Annotated in this window: 6 protein-coding genes, 2 tRNA genes, 3 rRNA genes and 1 pseudogene; 7 read left to right on the top strand and 5 right to left on the bottom strand. The window is 37.2% G+C overall.

The annotated features are described in order from the left end of the window. Positions 1 to 38: 38 nt before the first annotated feature. Both infC and thrS read right to left on the bottom strand, forming a co-directional pair. Positions 39 to 533, bottom strand: coding sequence for a translation initiation factor IF-3 (gene infC / locus EAG11_RS12725; protein ID WP_229991322.1), 495 nt, complete (start codon positions 531 to 533; stop codon positions 39 to 41). 76 nt (positions 534 to 609) lie between these two features. After that, complete coding sequence (thrS, locus tag EAG11_RS12720; RefSeq protein ID WP_129539511.1) at positions 610 to 2,556, bottom strand: threonine--tRNA ligase; 1,947 nt, start codon at positions 2,554 to 2,556, stop codon at positions 610 to 612. A gap of 1,026 nt (positions 2,557 to 3,582) precedes the next feature. Here thrS and EAG11_RS12715 point away from each other — a divergent pair. The 5 genes from EAG11_RS12715 to rrf all read left to right on the top strand — a co-directional run bounded on the left by EAG11_RS12715 (position 3,583) and on the right by rrf (position 8,741). Beyond that, positions 3,583 to 5,096: ribosomal RNA gene (locus EAG11_RS12715) — 16S ribosomal RNA — on the top strand. A gap of 123 nt (positions 5,097 to 5,219) precedes the next feature. Further along, positions 5,220 to 5,293, top strand: a tRNA-Ile gene (locus tag EAG11_RS12710). A gap of 87 nt (positions 5,294 to 5,380) precedes the next feature. After that, positions 5,381 to 5,454, top strand: a tRNA-Ala gene (locus EAG11_RS12705). A 133-nt stretch (positions 5,455 to 5,587) separates the two neighbouring features. After that, a 23S ribosomal RNA gene (locus EAG11_RS12700) occupies positions 5,588 to 8,472 on the top strand. A 159-nt stretch (positions 8,473 to 8,631) separates the two neighbouring features. Next, positions 8,632 to 8,741: ribosomal RNA gene (gene rrf / locus EAG11_RS12695) — 5S ribosomal RNA — on the top strand. Together the 16S, 23S and 5S rRNA genes with 2 tRNA genes alongside form the textbook arrangement of a ribosomal RNA operon. Before the next feature lie 242 nt (positions 8,742 to 8,983). Here rrf and EAG11_RS12690 read toward each other — a convergent pair. Continuing rightward, positions 8,984 to 9,688 carry a LytTR family DNA-binding domain-containing protein gene (locus tag EAG11_RS12690; protein ID WP_129539510.1) on the bottom strand — a complete coding sequence of 235 codons (705 nt, stop codon included), beginning with the start codon at positions 9,686 to 9,688 and terminating at the stop codon, positions 8,984 to 8,986. Between the two features lie 3 nt (positions 9,689 to 9,691). Continuing rightward, a complete protein-coding gene (locus EAG11_RS12685) occupies positions 9,692 to 10,732 on the bottom strand; it encodes a sensor histidine kinase (RefSeq protein ID WP_129539509.1) in 1,041 nt (346 codons plus the stop codon). Positions 10,733 to 10,902: 170 nt separating this feature from the next. On the opposite strand from EAG11_RS12685, the pseudogene EAG11_RS22860 reads away from it, so the two are divergent. Continuing rightward, positions 10,903 to 11,750, top strand: a pseudogene (locus tag EAG11_RS22860) (DUF5694 domain-containing protein). A 264-nt stretch (positions 11,751 to 12,014) separates the two neighbouring features. On the opposite strand, the gene sucC reads toward EAG11_RS22860, so the two are convergent. After that, on the bottom strand, positions 12,015 to 13,208 hold the full coding sequence (gene sucC, locus EAG11_RS12675; protein ID WP_129539508.1) for an ADP-forming succinate--CoA ligase subunit beta: 1,194 nt from the start codon (positions 13,206 to 13,208) through the stop codon (positions 12,015 to 12,017). Between the two features lie 415 nt (positions 13,209 to 13,623). On the opposite strand from sucC, the gene gltB reads away from it, so the two are divergent. Continuing rightward, positions 13,624 to 18,141: a glutamate synthase large subunit gene (gene gltB / locus EAG11_RS12670; RefSeq protein WP_129539507.1), complete on the top strand. Its 4,518-nt coding sequence runs from the start codon at positions 13,624 to 13,626 to the stop codon at positions 18,139 to 18,141. Positions 18,142 to 18,201 lie beyond the last annotated feature (60 nt).

Raw genomic sequence — 18,201 nt, 5'->3', positions numbered from 1 at the left:
CAAGTTGTAAAACTGAATACTGAAACTGTAAACTGAATTTACTTTTTCTTCTTCGGAGCAATGAACATAATCATTCTCTTTCCTTCCAGAACTGGCATAGCTTCTACTTTACCATATTCTTCAAGATCTGTAGCTAGTCTCAATAATAAAATCTGACCTTGATCTTTGTAGATGATAGAACGTCCTTTAAAGAATACAAATGCTTTTAATTTAGCACCTTCTTTAAGAAATTTTTCAGCGTTCTTTCTCTTAAACTCATAATCATGCTCATCAGTCTGAGGACCAAAGCGAATTTCTTTCACTACAACTTGAGTCGATTTTGCTTTCAGGACTTTATCACGTTTCTTTTGTTCGTAAACAAATTTCTTGTAATCCATGATCTTACAAACCGGTGGCTCTGCATTTGGCGAAATTTCAACTAGATCCAATTCAAATTGATCAGCTAGTCGTAGAGCTTCGGCTATTTTATAAACGCCTGGCTCAATGTTTTCGCCTACAAGGCGTACTTCAGGAACACGAATAAGATTGTTTATTCTGTGTGCATCTTTTTTTTCTACGCGAGGTTGGTAACCTCTGTTGCTTCTTATTGCTATGACTTTATAATTTAAGTTAAACTGTAAATACTTTTAATGTCTTTTTTATTTCTTCGTCCACAATTGCGACAAATTCTTCAATTGTAACTGTAATGTTTCCTTTTCCTTCTTGACCATGACGGCGAATAGAAATAGTACCGTTTTTCTCTTCTTCCTCACCTACAATCAGCATAAACGGTAATTTTTGCATTTCTGCATCTCTAATTTTCTTACCTATGGTCTCACTTCTGTTGTCAATTAGGGCGCGAATTTCGTGATTTTCTAGCAAATCTAAAACTTTTTTAGCATATATTTCATATTTCTCGCTCAAAGACAAGATTATAGCCTGTTCTGGCATTAACCAGAGTGGGAAATTTCCTGCAGTGTGTTCTAGTAAAATTGCGATAAAGCGTTCCATCGAACCAAATGGAGCACGGTGAATCATTACAGGTCTATGTAATTCATTGTCAGCTCCTTTATAAGTAAGTTCAAAACGCTCAGGTAAGTTATAGTCAACTTGGATAGTTCCTAATTGCCATTGTCTTCCCAAGGCATCTTTCACCATGAAATCAAGTTTTGGACCGTAAAAAGCGGCTTCACCATATTCAACCACAGTATTTAAGCCTTTGTCAGCTGCTGCATTGATAATAGCATTTTCTGCTTTTTCCCAGTTTTCATCACTACCGATATATTTGTCTCTGTTTTCTTTATCACGCAAAGAAATTTGAGCAGTAAAGTTTTCAAAACCTAAAGAACCAAATACGTAAAGTACTAAGTCGATTACTTTTTTGAATTCCTCGTCTAATTGTTCAGGAGTACAAAAAATATGAGCATCATCTTGAGTAAAGCCACGTACACGAGTTAAACCATGTAATTCCCCACTTTGTTCATATCTATAAACAGTACCAAATTCAGCATAACGCTTAGGTAGATCTTTGTATGACCAAGGTCTCACATTGTAAATTTCACAGTGATGAGGGCAGTTCATAGGTTTCAATAAAAATTCTTCTCCTTCAGCAGGAGTATGAATTGGTTGAAAGCTATCAGCACCATATTTAGCATAGTGACCAGAAGTTACGTATAACTCTTTTTGACCAATATGAGGAGTAACCACTTGTTCGTAACCAGCTTTCTTCTGAGCTTTCTTCAAGAACTGTTCTAATCTATCACGTAAAGCAGCACCTTTAGGTAGCCATAAAGGTAAACCTTGTCCAACTTTTTGAGAGAAAGCAAATAACTCAAGTTCCTTCCCAAGCTTACGGTGATCACGACGTTTTGCCTCTTCAAGAAGTTCTAAATATTCAGTTAAGTCTTTTTGTTTAGGGAAAGAAGTTCCGTAAACACGAGTTAATTGTTTGTTTTTTTCATCACCTCTCCAGTAAGCACCAGCAACACTCATTACTTTCATCGCTTTGATGATTCCAGTATTAGGAATATGGCCACCACGACATAAGTCAGTAAAAGTAGCATGATCGCAGAAAGTGATGGTTCCGTCTTCAAGGTTAGAGATTAATTCAGTTTTGTATTCATTGTCCTTGTATAGTTCTAAAGCTTCAGCTTTGCTTACAGGGCGCATTTTGAATTCATGTTTACCTCTTGAAATTTCAAGAACGCGGTCTTCAATCTTTTTGAAATCAGCATCAGTTATTTTTTGGTCACCAAAATCAACATCGTAATAAAAACCATTTGAGATAGCAGGTCCTAGAGTTAGTTTAATTCCAGGAAAAAGCTCCTCAAGAGCTTGAGCCATTACGTGTGAAGTCGAATGCCAAAAGGCTTTTTTACCTTCAGTGTCATTCCATGTATATAAAATAAGACTACCATCGGTCGTCAGTGGAGTTTCGGTTTCAATAGTTGTACCATTAAAAGAAGCCGAAATCACGTTTCGGGCAAATCCTTCACTAATGCTTTTCGCAACCTCCATAGGAGTTACGCCAGAAGCATACTCTCTAACTGACCCATCGGGTAAAGTAATCTTAATCATTGTTTATAATTTTATGAATGCAAATATAGTGGATTACAAAAATACATACAATATATATGTAGAAGTTTATACTATATATAAGAGTAAAATTTATTAGGAGCTCAATCCCACTATACATTTCAATCTTTTATGCCGAACCCCGTCATAAAAGGATTTCCATTTCTATTGGGGCTAGGGTAGTAGGTTTTATATTATATAAGGGTGTCTAGAGAAGTAAGAGTTGAATAGTATATATATATAGGAAGGATTGTTGTTTCTTATTGTATATAAGGAATAGAATTTACTTTGGTTGTTGTTTTAAGGTATTGAGATGAGGTTTAGTTAAGAAAGCGTATCAAAAAAGAGTTCTTCTTAATAAGAATCACGTAATAATTGCACTAAGAACTTAGAGGTTTTTATCAAAAACGCATTCTGATTGCGATAATACTCACAAAACCCCAAAACAGCCAAGCAGTAAGGTATGAGTTATCAATGCGTTAAGAAATAAACGCAAAATAAACGCAAAATAAGCGCAAAAATGCGATCGAAAAGTATTGTTTATCTATAAAAAGGTGGTAGTTTTGCACCCGCAACAAACAAGACGTTCACTGACACACTGGTAAGCAAAACAATCGGATTTGGAAGCGAAAGTTTCTAAAAAAAAGATTAAAAAAAGCTTGTGAGTTTGGAAAACGAAAGTTACATTTGCACCCCGCAAACGAAGTTCATCGAACACTTCTTTAGATAAGAGTTAAGTGAGATAAAACAACGGAAGTTCCTTGAAATACTGCTAAGAAAAACGAAGAAAACGAGAAATAAAATTTCTTAAAAAAAACTTCAAAAAAATCTTGCCAGTTAAAAAGGAGTTCATTACTTTTGCACCCGCTTTGAGAAACAAGCGATACAAAATAAGTAGACAAGTTCTTAGACATATTGAATTGACAGCCGTTTCGAAAGAGATTTCGAAACAAAGAATAAAGAGTAATAGAATCGCAAGATTTGAATATAACCGATAGAATCTTAGTCGCAATATAATATAAAAAATATACGATGAAGAGTTTGATCCTGGCTCAGGATGAACGCTAGCGGCAGGCTTAACACATGCAAGTCGAGGGGTATGCTTCTTCGGAAGTAGAGACCGGCGCACGGGTGCGTAACGCGTATGCAATCTACCTTTTACAGAGGGATAGCCCAGAGAAATTTGGATTAATACCTCATAGTATTATAGAATGGCATCATTTTATAATTAAAGTCACAACGGTAAAAGATGAGCATGCGTCCCATTAGCTAGTTGGTAAGGTAACGGCTTACCAAGGCTACGATGGGTAGGGGTCCTGAGAGGGAGATCCCCCACACTGGTACTGAGACACGGACCAGACTCCTACGGGAGGCAGCAGTGAGGAATATTGGACAATGGGCGCAAGCCTGATCCAGCCATGCCGCGTGCAGGATGACGGTCCTATGGATTGTAAACTGCTTTTATACAGGAAGAAACCCTGGTTCGTGAACCAGCTTGACGGTACTGTAAGAATAAGGATCGGCTAACTCCGTGCCAGCAGCCGCGGTAATACGGAGGATCCAAGCGTTATCCGGAATCATTGGGTTTAAAGGGTCCGTAGGCGGTTTAATAAGTCAGTGGTGAAAGCCCATCGCTCAACGGTGGAACGGCCATTGATACTGTTAAACTTGAATTATTAGGAAGTAACTAGAATATGTAGTGTAGCGGTGAAATGCTTAGAGATTACATGGAATACCAATTGCGAAGGCAGGTTACTACTAATTGATTGACGCTGATGGACGAAAGCGTGGGTAGCGAACAGGATTAGATACCCTGGTAGTCCACGCCGTAAACGATGGATACTAGCTGTTGGGAGCAATCTCAGTGGCTAAGCGAAAGTGATAAGTATCCCACCTGGGGAGTACGTTCGCAAGAATGAAACTCAAAGGAATTGACGGGGGCCCGCACAAGCGGTGGAGCATGTGGTTTAATTCGATGATACGCGAGGAACCTTACCAAGGCTTAAATGTAGTTTGACCGATTTGGAAACAGATTTTTCGCAAGACAAATTACAAGGTGCTGCATGGTTGTCGTCAGCTCGTGCCGTGAGGTGTCAGGTTAAGTCCTATAACGAGCGCAACCCCTGTTGTTAGTTGCCAGCGAGTCATGTCGGGAACTCTAACAAGACTGCCAGTGCAAACTGTGAGGAAGGTGGGGATGACGTCAAATCATCACGGCCCTTACGCCTTGGGCTACACACGTGCTACAATGGCCGGTACAGAGAGCAGCCACTGGGCGACCAGGAGCGAATCTATAAAACCGGTCACAGTTCGGATCGGAGTCTGCAACTCGACTCCGTGAAGCTGGAATCGCTAGTAATCGGATATCAGCCATGATCCGGTGAATACGTTCCCGGGCCTTGTACACACCGCCCGTCAAGCCATGGAAGCTGGGGGTGCCTGAAGTCGGTGACCGCAAGGAGCTGCCTAGGGTAAAACTGGTAACTAGGGCTAAGTCGTAACAAGGTAGCCGTACCGGAAGGTGCGGCTGGAACACCTCCTTTCTAGAGCCCTATATGTTAGCAGTAATGCACGTTAGGGAAAGAAGACGAAAGAATTTAAAGGTTCATCTCTAAAGATTATATTACTCTGCTGTTAGTTCAAATAATAAATTTAAGTAAAAACAGAGTCTCGTAGCTCAGCTGGTTAGAGTACTACACTGATAATGTAGGGGTCGGCAGTTCGAGTCTGCCCGGGACTACTATTTAAACTTAAATAAAAGGAAATTTTAGAAGTTGAGCATTTATGAGCGAATTCATAACTCATAATTCATCATCATTTTAAAAATGGGGGATTAGCTCAGCTGGCTAGAGCGCCTGCCTTGCACGCAGGAGGTCAACGGTTCGACTCCGTTATTCTCCACAGATCAATCCCTTAGTTGGGAGCGATAAAAGTTCATTGACATATTGAGATAAGAAAATAATAAAAGTAGAAAGCGTTTTTATTAGCGATAATAAAAACAAAAAAAAACGGTCATATTAATTTATGATTGGTACAATAAGCAAAATAAGGGCGTATGGGGGATGCCTTGGCTCTCAGAGGCGATGAAAGGCGTGATAAGCTGCGAAAAGTTACGGGGATCGGCACACACGAATTGATCCGTAAATACCTGAATGGGGCAACCCACTATGTTGAAGACATAGTACACCGATAGGTGGGCAAACCCGCTGAACTGAAACATCTAAGTAGGCGGAGGAGAAGAAAACAAAAGTGATTCCGTAAGTAGTGGCGAGCGAACGCGGATTAGCCCAAACCAATGTTGTTACGGCAATGTTGGGGTTGTAGGACCACGATATTTGTTGCACAAAGAATTAGAATCTACTGGAAAGTAGAACCACAGAGGGTGATAGTCCCGTATAGGTAATGAGTGTAAATGATAGTGGTATCCTGAGTAGGGCGGGGCACGTGAAACCCTGTCTGAATTTGGCGGGACCATCCGCTAAGGCTAAATACTCCTGAGAGACCGATAGTGAACCAGTACCGTGAGGGAAAGGTGAAAAGAACCGTGAATAACGGAGTGAAATAGATCCTGAAACCATACGCTTACAAGCGGTCGGAGCCCTTTCGTGGGGTGACGGCGTGCCTTTTGCATAATGAGCCTACGAGTTAACGTTGCTGGCAAGGATAAGTGGTTAAGCCACGGATCCGTAGCGAAAGCGAGTCTGAATAGGGCGCTTTAGTCAGTAGTGTTAGACGCGAAACCGTGTGATCTACCCATGGGCAGGTTGAAGCTGTGGTAACACACAGTGGAGGACCGAACCGGTTGACGTTGAAAAGTCTTCGGATGACCTGTGGGTAGGGGTGAAAGGCCAATCAAACTCGGAAATAGCTCGTACTCCCCGAAATGCATTTAGGTGCAGCGTTGTGCATAAAGTTATATAGAGGTAGAGCTACTGATTGGATGCGGGGGCTTCACCGCCTACCAATTCCTGACAAACTCCGAATGCTATATAATGTTTCACAACAGTGAGGGCTTGGGTGCTAAGGTCCAAGTCCGAGAGGGAAAGAACCCAGACCATCAGCTAAGGTCCCCAAATATATGTTAAGTTGAAAGAACGAGGTTTGTCTGCCCAGACAGCTAGGATGTTGGCTTGGAAGCAGCCATTCATTTAAAGAGTGCGTAACAGCTCACTAGTCGAGCGGACGAGCATGGATAATAATCGGGCATAAACATATTACCGAAGCTATGGATTTACAATTAATTGTAAGTGGTAGGGGAGCATTCTAACAGGGTTGAAGGTGTGTCGTAAGGCATGCTGGACTGGTTAGAAAAGAAAATGTAGGCATAAGTAACGATAATGCGGGCGAGAAACCCGCACACCGAAAAACTAAGGTTTCCACAGCTATGCTAATCAGCTGTGGGTTAGTCTGGTCCTAAGGCGAACCCGAAAGGGACAGTCGATGGCTAACGGGTTAATATTCCCGTACTACTAATTACTGTGATGGGGTGACGGAGTGATGAAAGCGCCGCGAACTGACGGAATAGTTCGTTGAAGTACCTACCTATAAGATCTGCAGGCAAATCCACAGATTTTGGGGAAATACGATAGTACTCGGAGACTTCGGTTGAAGAGATAGTGCGCCTAAGGGCTTCCAAGAAAAACCTCTAAACTTCAGGTAATTAGTACCAGTACCGTAAACCGACACAGGTAGTTGAGGAGAGAATCCTAAGGTGCTCGAGAGATTCATGGCTAAGGAATTAGGCAAAATAGACCTGTAACTTCGGGAGAAAGGTCGCCAGCAGCAATGCTGGCCGCAGTGAAGAGGTCCAGGCGACTGTTTATCAAAAACACAGGGCTCTGCAAAATCGTAAGATGAAGTATAGGGCCTGACACCTGCCCGGTGCTGGAAGGTTAAGAGGAGATGTTATCTTCGGAGAAGCATTGAATTGAAGCCCCAGTAAACGGCGGCCGTAACTATAACGGTCCTAAGGTAGCGAAATTCCTTGTCGGGTAAGTTCCGACCTGCACGAATGGTGTAACGATCTGGACACTGTCTCAGCCATGAGCTCGGTGAAATTGTAGTAGCGGTGAAGATGCCGCTTACCCGCAGTGGGACGAAAAGACCCTGTGCACCTTTACTATAGCTTAGTATTGACCTTGGATAAATGATGTGTAGGATAGGTTGGAGACTGTGAAGTGGCGTCGCTAGGCGTTGTGGAGTCATTGTTGAAATACAACCCTTTGTTTATCTGAGGCCTAACCCCGTTATTGCGGGGGACATTGCTTGGTGGGTAGTTTGACTGGGGTGGTCGCCTCCAAAAGAGTAACGGAGGCTTCTAAAGGTTCCCTCAGTACGCTTGGTAACCGTGCGTAGAGTGCAATGGCATAAGGGAGCTTGACTGAGAGACATACAGGTCGATCAGGTACGAAAGTAGAGCATAGTGATCCGGTGGTTCCGCATGGAAGGGCCATCGCTCAAAGGATAAAAGGTACGCCGGGGATAACAGGCTGATCTCCCCCAAGAGCTCATATCGACGGGGGGGTTTGGCACCTCGATGTCGGCTCGTCACATCCTGGGGCTGGAGAAGGTCCCAAGGGTTGGGCTGTTCGCCCATTAAAGTGGCACGCGAGCTGGGTTCAGAACGTCGTGAGACAGTTCGGTCTCTATCTACTGTGGGCGCAAGAAATTTGAGTGGATCTGATTCTAGTACGAGAGGACCGAATTGGACAAACCTCTAGTGTATCTGTTGTTCCGCCAGGAGCACCGCAGAGTAGCTACGTTTGGAAGGGATAAGCGCTGAAAGCATATAAGCGCGAAACCCACCACAAGATGAGATTTCTTTTAAGGATCGTGGGAGATGACCACGTTGATAGGCTATAGATGTAAAGGCAGTAATGTCATAGTCGAGTAGTACTAATAATCCGTAAGCTTATGTACGCCTTTTCCCCCGACGCAAGTCGGGGGGAGAAACTTTCTAAAAAATTATTTTTTCTTTATCTCAGTGTGTTAAGATATTATTGTAATTATTAATTATTAATTATCAATTGTTAATTTTTAATTTTTATTACAAAAGTTGCCTAAAGCAACTAACGACCTTAAGGTGGTTATTGCGGCGGGGCTCACCTCTTCCCATCCCGAACAGAGTAGTTAAGCCCGCCTGCGCAGATGGTACTGCAGTTATGTGGGAGAGTATGTCGTCGCCTTTCTTTAGAATCCTCATCATGAATTTGATGAGGATTTTTTTTTGTTTGAAACTTTTTGGTTGACAAAAAAAATACCGCAAAGAGCGCAAAGGATTGCGCAAAGTTTAATGGCTTTGCGAACCTTTGCGGTTTTTTATCTTTGCGCTCTTTGCGGTAAAATTATGGTTGTTTTGTGTTTGAAAAGGCTTTTGTATCTCTGCAACTTCTTGAGAACGAAAGATTAATACCAAAGGCTATGGGGAGTATTAGACTCTATTTTTATCAATTTGTTCAAAAAACGAATCCTTATAAGTAGCTCCAATGGGTAATTCTTTTGCATTGATGAAAACTGAAAAGCTATCTGTTGATTCGATTTGTTTAAGAGAAATTACATATGATTTATGTATCTGGATAAAATTATTTCCTGGCAGTGATTCTATTATATTTTTTAAAGATGAATGCGTGATAAGTTGTTGTTTTGCGGTATGAATGCAAACATAGTTCTGTAGACTTTCTATATATAAAACATCATCTAAAAATAACTTATGAAATTTATTTTTACCGTCAGTTTTTATAAAAATAAAATCAGAAGAGTTATTGTTTGGGGTTTCTGTTTTCGAATTAGAATTTAATTTAGAAACTGCTTGATAAAAACGTTCAAAAGCAATAGGTTTCAATAAGTAATCAACTGCATTCAGTTCAAATCCTTCTAAAGCAAAATCTGGATATGCAGTTGTGAAAATAACTTTTATATCTTTTGAAATTATTTTTGAAATCTGTAAGCCGGTTAATTGAGGCATTTGTATGTCTAAAAAAATAACATCAACTGCTTGTGTGTTTAAAAATTCTAATGCTTTTAATGAGTCATTAAAAACAGCAGTTTTTTCAAGAAAATGAACTTTACTAATGTAATTTTCCAGAATACGTGTTGCTGGTGGTTCATCATCAACAATTATGCATTTAAAAGCCATAAATTATTTTTTTAGAGGTATTTTTAAGTAGGTTTTAAAGGTATTATTTTCTTCAGTTTTTTCAAGTATAAATTTACTTTTATACATGTATTCTAATCTTTTTGTTAAGTTATCAAAACCTATTCCGGTAGAAGAATAATTCTCGCCTTCAACGATATGATTAAAAGTTAATATCTCTAAAAAGTCTTCTTTTATTTTGATCGTAATAGCGGCTTTTTCTTGTTCGGTATTGAATTTTCCATGTTTGAAAACATTCTCTACAAAATGAATCAAGGCTGATGAAAGAATTTTTTCATTTGAGTAATTTCCTTCAATAGTAAAATCTAAATACAGTTGATCTTCAAATCTTTTTTTCTGTAAATGTATATAGTTCTGAATGAATTGAATTTCTTTGGATAGTATTGCTTCATCTTTGTCAGTTTCTGTAATAACATAGCGAAGTAAATCGGAAAGTACTAAAACATCTGAAGCCATTTCGTCATCTTTTAAAATCAGCTGACTGTAAAAAGAATTCAACGTATTAAATAAAAAATGAGGACTCACCTGAGCTTTTAATATTTGAAATTCTGCTTTTTTGTTTTCCAGAAGTAGTTCTTGATTTTGCTGTTGTGCACTTTGGAACTGCCAAAATGAATAGCTTAAGGCGCTAAAGATAACAGCAGGTAATCCAAAAAAGAAATTATCACGTATATAAAAACTCCATTCTAAATCCCCAATAGCATAGTTATGCACTCCAATAATATTAAACATAATTACTTCTTGAAAAATATATCTGACTCCAGCAAAAAGGGTTAGTGAAAACGGAATGCTTAAAAAATAAAAATGGATTTTCCTTTTATTCAAAAACCAATCACAAACCGTATAAAAATTGACTATATAAACTACAAAAACAGAAAGAAAAAAAGTCGATGTAATCCAGAGATAAAGTTTGGTTCGCTCAACCATTATAACTTTATTATTAATTCCATAATCCCAAAGACAATAGGTTAGGAACAATCCAAAGAAAAGAATTACATGGTAGTAAAAGGGTATTTTAAGTTTCATAAATGATAGTTATAAGTTCAAAAATACAATTATGAATTTTAATGGAAATGATGTTTATATGAAATATTGTTTTTTAATGACGAACCTTGAAAAACTTTATATGAACATTTTTAAAGCAGAATATCGGCTGTTGGTCAAGTGGAACTTAGTGTTCATCAAAACCAATAAAAATGCTTCAAACCTGCTTGTACATTTGCAAGGAATTTAAACACAAAATCATCATGAAAAAAATTATTTTATTACTAGCTCTTATTACGTTTAACCTATCTTCTGCTCAAGCAAAAAAGAAACAAATATTACTGATTGGAACTTTTCATTTTGCAAATCCTGGAAATGACATTGCTAAAACAAAAACGTTTAATGTTATGTCTGAAAAAAGTCAAAAAGAGCTTGAAACTATTAGTGACAAAATCAAGAAATTTGGACCAGATAAAATTTTTGTTGAATGGAAATTTACCAAACAAACCGAATTAGATAAGTTTTACAATAAGAACACAGATAGTCTTTTTAAAAAAGACGCAAACGAAATTACGCAACTAGCACTTCGTACTGCTAAAAAACTAAATCATAAAAAATATACGGAATTGATTATCGTAACCGCTTTTCTTATGACAGTTTAATGATAAGTATGGATAAAGCTAATCAAAAGAATTTAAAGGAAAGGACTGCGGAATTGATGATAAAATTTGAGAATGATCAAAATGAAAGAATCTCAAGAAGTACTTTAACTGAACTTATATTATACTACAATGAAAATGAAGCTGATAAAGATAATTTACAATGGTATTTTGAAGTAGCAAATAGAACTGGAAATTCAGATGATTTTACAGGTGCTTCTTTAGTCGCAAACTGGTATAAACGAAACTTGTATATGTATTCTTTAGTCCAAAAGCTAACTGAAAGCAAAGATGATAAAATAATGGTTTTAGTAGGTGCTGGTCATGCTGCAATGTTCAGACAGTTTATTGAAAAGGATCCGACATTTGAGCTTGTTGAATTATCAACTGTTCTGAAATAATTAATTTAATCTATAAGTTGTAATGACTCTATAATAAACGTAAAGTTTGCAAGGCCATGGTTTTGTGAATTTTGCGTTTTAATCATAAAGCTAGATTAAAGTTTTAGTGCATCTTGCGATTGAAAAAAAAACATTTCAATATGGATTTTACGCAACGTTAGTTGTTGCAGTGAGTCTCTATGATGTATGTGACTTTATTTATAAAACAAAAAATCCTTCCAATATTATCGGAAGGATTTTCTATATAATTGATTTCTTATTTGATTAAGAAAGTGCAGCTTTAACTTGGTCAGCAGCTTCTTGAAATTCTACAGCTGATAAAATTGGCATTCCAGAGTTATCAATTAATTCTTTTGCAATAGCAGCATTTGTACCTTGTAGACGAACAATGATTGGCACTTTAATAGCGTCTCCCATGTTTTTGTAAGCGTCTACAACTCCTTGAGCAACACGGTCACAACGAACGATTCCTCCGAAGATGTTGATTAGTATAGCTTTTACATTTGGATCTTTTAAAATGATACGGAAAGCAGTTTCAACACGTTTAGCGTCAGCAGTACCACCTACGTCAAGGAAGTTTGCAGGTTCGAAACCAGCATACTTAATTAAATCCATAGTTGCCATTGCTAATCCTGCTCCATTTACCATACATCCTACAGTACCGTCAAGATCTACGTAGTTTAAACCTACTTCTTTTGCTTCAACTTCGATTGGGTTCTCCTCACGAATATCACGCATTTCAGCATATTTTGGTTGTCTGTATAGTGCATTATCATCGATGTTAACTTTAGCATCAACTGCTAAAATTTTATTATCTGAAGTTTTTAATACTGGGTTGATTTCAAACATAGAAGCATCAGAACCAATATATGCATTGTATAATGAGTCAATGAATTTAACCATTTCTTTAAAAGCATTTCCAGAAAGACCTAAGTTAAAGGCAATTCTTCTTGCTTGAAAACCTTGTAATCCTACAGATGGATCAACTTCTTCCGTAAAGATTAAGTGTGGAGTGTGTTCAGCAACTTCTTCGATGTCCATACCACCTTCAGTAGAATACATGATCATGTTACGACCTGTACCTCTATTCAATAAAACAGAAACGTAAAATTCAGAAGTTTCACTTTCACCAGGATAGTAAACATCTTCAGCAACTAAAATTTTATTTACTTTTTTACCCTCAGCAGAAGTTTGAGGAGTAATCAATTGCATTCCGATGATTTGTTCAGCTATTTCTTCAACTTGTTGTAAGTTTTTAGCCAACTTAACTCCACCACCTTTTCCACGTCCACCTGCGTGAATTTGTGCTTTAATAACGTGCCATCCTGTACCAGTCTCAGCAGTTAATTGTTTTGCAGCAGCCACAGCTTCAACCGCATTATTAGCCACAATTCCGCGTTGAATGCGTACTCCGTAACTAGCTAAAATTTCTTTTCCTTGATATTCGTGTATGTTCATAATATAGAATTTGTCTGGTTCTGAATTAATTTCAGAATAAAAGTGGGACAAAAATAGCAAAAATCAACTTTAAAAAGAAATCTTTTTGGAATAAAAAGCAAGACTTATTTTGCTTTACGATTTCTTTAAAATTAATTAGAATTTTGAGTTAAATAATTGTGTAAGGAATGTTAATTTAAAGACACTATATCGTTTGAGATTTAACATAAAATAGTGCGTATTTTGAAGTATAATTGGGATTTTGCTTCTAAAAACGAAATCTGAATTATGATTTTGGCAATTCGGGGTGGGTTAAATAATGTTATTGACAATTTAGGATTGTTTTTCTAATATTACTATAAAAATGTAAGCGATACGCTTTATTCGATACATTATGTTTAATGGAATCTTTATTTTTGTAAAAAAAATATCAAGAATGAAAGTTAAAGAACAAGGGCTATATCTGCCCGAATTTGAACACGACAATTGTGGTGCAGGATTTATTTGTAATTTGAATGGTATTAAGTCTAACGACATCATTCATAAAGCATTGGATATCTTAATAAAATTGGAACATCGTGGTGCAGTTAGTTCTGATGGAAGAACTGGAGACGGTGCTGGAATTTTATTTGATATCCCACATGATTTTTTTAAGAAAGTTTGTGATTTTGAAATCCCTGAAACACGAGAGTATGGAGTAGGAATGGTTTTTTTACCTAAAAGTAAAAACCAAGTTGCATTTTGTATTAATGCATTCGAAACAACCATAAAAGAACAGAACCTTACTATTCTTGGCTGGAGAGACGTCCCAGTTGATGTAAATAGTTTAGGTGAAATTGCAGCAGAAAAAGAACCGACTGTTAAGCAGGTTTTTGTTGGCAAAAACGGACAGAATCTAACAGAACAACAATTTAACGCTAAGTTATTTGCAGCAAGAAAAATAGCAGAACATGCTGTCAGAAATTCTAAAACTTCTGAGAGTCATATGTTTTATTTCTCTAGTTTATCTACAACAACAATTATATATAAAGGTTTGTTGATGCCAGAAGATATTAGTGGTTATTTTATCGATTTAAAAGATACTGATTTAGTAACACGTCTGGCGTTAGTACATCAACGTTTCTCTACAAATACATTCCCTTCTTGGGAGTTGGCTCAGCCATTTAGATATATGTGTCACAATGGAGAAATCAATACACTTCGCGGTAACATTAGCAGAATGAGAGCTCGTGAAGAATTGATGCAAAGTGATATTTTTGGGGATGATATTAAAAGGTTATTCCCTATTATATTAGAAGGAAAATCAGATTCTGCTTCTATGGATATGGTGGTCGAATTACTGTTAATGACAGGAAGATCACTGCCGGAAGCAATGATGATGGTTGTGCCAGAAGCTTGGGAGAAACACCAAACAATGTCAGAAGATAAAAAAGCATTTTATGAATATAATGCTTGCATCATGGAGCCTTGGGATGGACCAGCTTCAATTCCGTTTACGGATGGAAATGTAATTGGTGCTTTACTTGATAGAAATGGATTACGACCTTCTCGTTATACATTAACAAAAAGTGGTTTCGTGATCATGTCATCAGAGATTGGAGTTCTTGATGTTAACCCTGAAGATGTAATACAACACGGTCGTTTAGAGCCAGGAAAAATGTTCTTGGTAGATATGAATGAAGGACGTATTATTGAAGATGATGAGATTAAAAATTCTATTGCAACAAAAAGACCTTATAAAGAATGGCTTAATGAAAATTTATTGCCATTAGCAAAGGTGCCATATACTAATAATCCAACTCCTGTAGAGAGTATTGATTTTGAAACAAGACAACGATTATTTGGTTATACAATCGAAGATTTAAAAACAATAATTAACCCAATGGGATCTCAGGGTGCCGAAGCGATTAGTTCAATGGGTAATGATACACCATTGGCTGTATTGTCAGAGCAACCACAATTATTGTATAATTATTTTAAACAATTATTTGCACAGGTAACTAATCCACCTTTAGATGGTATACGTGAAGAAATTATCACAGATATTAGTTTAGCGGTAGGGGGAGATTTTAATATTTTTGAAATTGAATCAAAACAATGCAAAAAATTAAAAATCCAAAATCCAGTTATCTCTAAAGAGGATTTAGATAAAATTAAAAATATAGATCACGCAGATTTCAAAACAGCAACTATTTCTACTTTATATAAAATAGAGAAAGGGGTAAATGGATTAGAGCGTGCTTTAGAAAAATGTGTTCAGGCAACTTACAAAGCCGTAAACGAAGGACATAATATCATTATACTTTCAGATAGAGGAGTAAGCAAAGAATTAGCACCAATACCAATGTTGTTGGCTTGTTCGTATGTTCATCATTCATTGAATATTTTGCAGGTTCGTTCTAAATTCGGAATTATAATCGAATCGGCAGAACCTCGAGAGCCACATCATTTTGCATTATTATTTGGTTACGGCGCTAGTGCTATTAATCCTTATATGGTAAATGAAATTATTCATAATCAGGTTGAGCAAGGTTTTATTACTGGAGTAAAAGCCGATTATGCCATTGCAAATTATAATAAAGCTATTGCAAAAGGTATTCTTAAGATTATGAATAAAATTGGTATCTCTACATTACATTCGTATAGAGCAGCACAAATTTTTGAAATCTTAGGATTAAACAAAACTTTTTCAACTAAATATTTTCCATACACACCGTCTCGAATTGAAGGAATCGGTTTGATGGAAATTGAAAAAGAAGTTAAGAAAAGATACCAAAAAGCATTTCCAAATTCTAAGATTGCCAATTTATTGCCATTAGAAATTGGAGGTATTTACAGATGGAGAAGATCAGGTGAAAAACACATGTTCAATCCAACTACAATTGCCAAGTTACAACAAGCAGTTCGTCTAAACAGCCCAGAGAGTTATAAAGAGTACTCTAATATGGTCAATGAGCAAAGCTCAAACCTTATGACAATTAGAGGGTTGTTTGAATTCAATAATTTAGATCCGATTTCTATTGATGAAGTAGAACCTTGGACTGAGATTGTGAAAAAATTCAAAACAGGAGCAATGTCTTATGGATCTATCAGTAGAGAAGCACATGAGAATTTAGCAATTGCTATGAATAGAATTGGAGGAAAAAGTAATTCAGGAGAAGGGGGAGAAGATCCTAAACGTTTCCAGAAAGAAATTAATGGAGATTCTAGAAATAGTGCTATCAAGCAAGTTGCTTCAGGAAGATTTGGCGTTTCGATTAATTACTTGACAAATGCCAAAGAGATTCAAATAAAAATGGCTCAAGGTGCAAAACCTGGAGAAGGAGGACAATTACCAGGTGAAAAAGTTGTGCCTTGGATTGCTGAAACTAGAAATTCAACACCATATGTAGGGCTTATTTCTCCACCCCCTCACCATGATATTTATTCTATTGAAGATTTATCACAATTAATTTTCGATTTAAAAAATGCCAATCGTGAAGCGCGTGTAAATGTAAAATTAGTTTCAGAAGTTGGAGTAGGGACAATCGCCGCTGGTGTTGCCAAAGCAAAAGCAGATGTGATTTTGATTTCTGGTTATGATGGAGGAACAGGAGCTGCACCACTAACATCATTGCAACATACAGGTATTCCTTGGGAACTTGGTTTGGCCGAAGCACAACAAACTTTAATCTTAAATGATTTAAGAAGCCGTGTGGTTTTAGAATGTGATGGTCAGTTAAAAACAGGTCGTGATGTCGCTATAGCAGCTTTATTAGGAGCAGAAGAATTTGGTTTTGCAACTGCGCCGCTTGTAGCTTCAGGTTGTATCATGATGAGAGCTTGTCACTTAAATACATGTCCAGTTGGTATTGCTACACAGGATCCGGAACTAAGAAAAAATTTCAAAGGAACACCAGAGCATGTAATCAACTTCATGTACTTTATTGCAGAGGAGTTAAGAGAAATCATGGCACAATTAGGATTCAGAACTTTAAAAGAAATGGTAGGACAATCACAGAAATTAAATGTGAACAAAGCTATCAAACATTATAAAGCAAATGGATTAGACTTGTCTTCGATTCTTTACAAACCAGAAAAAGCAAAAACAGTTCCGAATCACAATACAACTACACAAGATCACGCTTTAGAAAACGTATTGGATTTTGCAATTATAAAAGAAGCAATTCCTTCTATTTATAGAAAAGAAAAAACAAGAGTTAATTTCAAAATTAAGAATACAGACCGTTCAGTGGGTGCAATTTTAAGTAATGAAATTTCAAAAATATATGGTGCACAAGGATTACCAGAGGATACAATATTAGTTGATTTTGAAGGTTCAGCAGGACAAAGTTTTGGAGCATTTGCTACAAATGGATTGTCATTTAAAATTCACGGAAACTGTAATGACTATTTAGGAAAAGGGCTTTCAGGAGGAAAACTGATTATTAAAGTTCCACCAACAGCAACTTTCAAGCCTGAGGAGAATATTATTATTGGTAACGTTGCTCTCTATGGAGCTATTACTGGTGAAGCATACATTAATGGTATGGCGGGAGAACGTTTCTGTGTGAGAAATTCTGGAGCAACAGCCGTTGTAGAGGGAATTGGGGATCACGGTTGCGAATATATGACCGGAGGGACTGTTGTTATTTTAGGTAAAACCGGAAGAAATTTTGCTGCGGGTATGAGCGGTGGTGTTGCTTACGTTTATGACAAGAATAGAAAATTCGATTCTACATTATGCAATATGGAAATGGTTGCATTCGATCCATTAGAAGAAGATGATTTTATCAAGCTAAGACGTTTAATCAAGAACCATTCGTTATACACAAATAGCCCATTGGCAAAAAGACTTTTGGCAGACTGGGAAAACGAACAGGAACATTTCATCAAAGTAATGCCAACAGATTATAAAAAGGCATTACAAAGAATAGCAGAGGAAAAGCAAATCGAAGAATTAATAGCTGATTAAAAGGTTCTGAGTTACAAAGGTGCAGAGGTACTAAGTTTGAGTTTTTCAACTCACTTCTCA

The organism is Flavobacterium sp. 140616W15 (assembly GCF_003668995.1).
In the GTDB taxonomy this organism is placed as follows: Bacteria; Bacteroidota; Bacteroidia; order Flavobacteriales; family Flavobacteriaceae; genus Flavobacterium.
The sequence above is the reverse complement of the archived record's forward strand: the minus strand, read 5'-3'. Positions and strand labels throughout refer to the sequence as shown.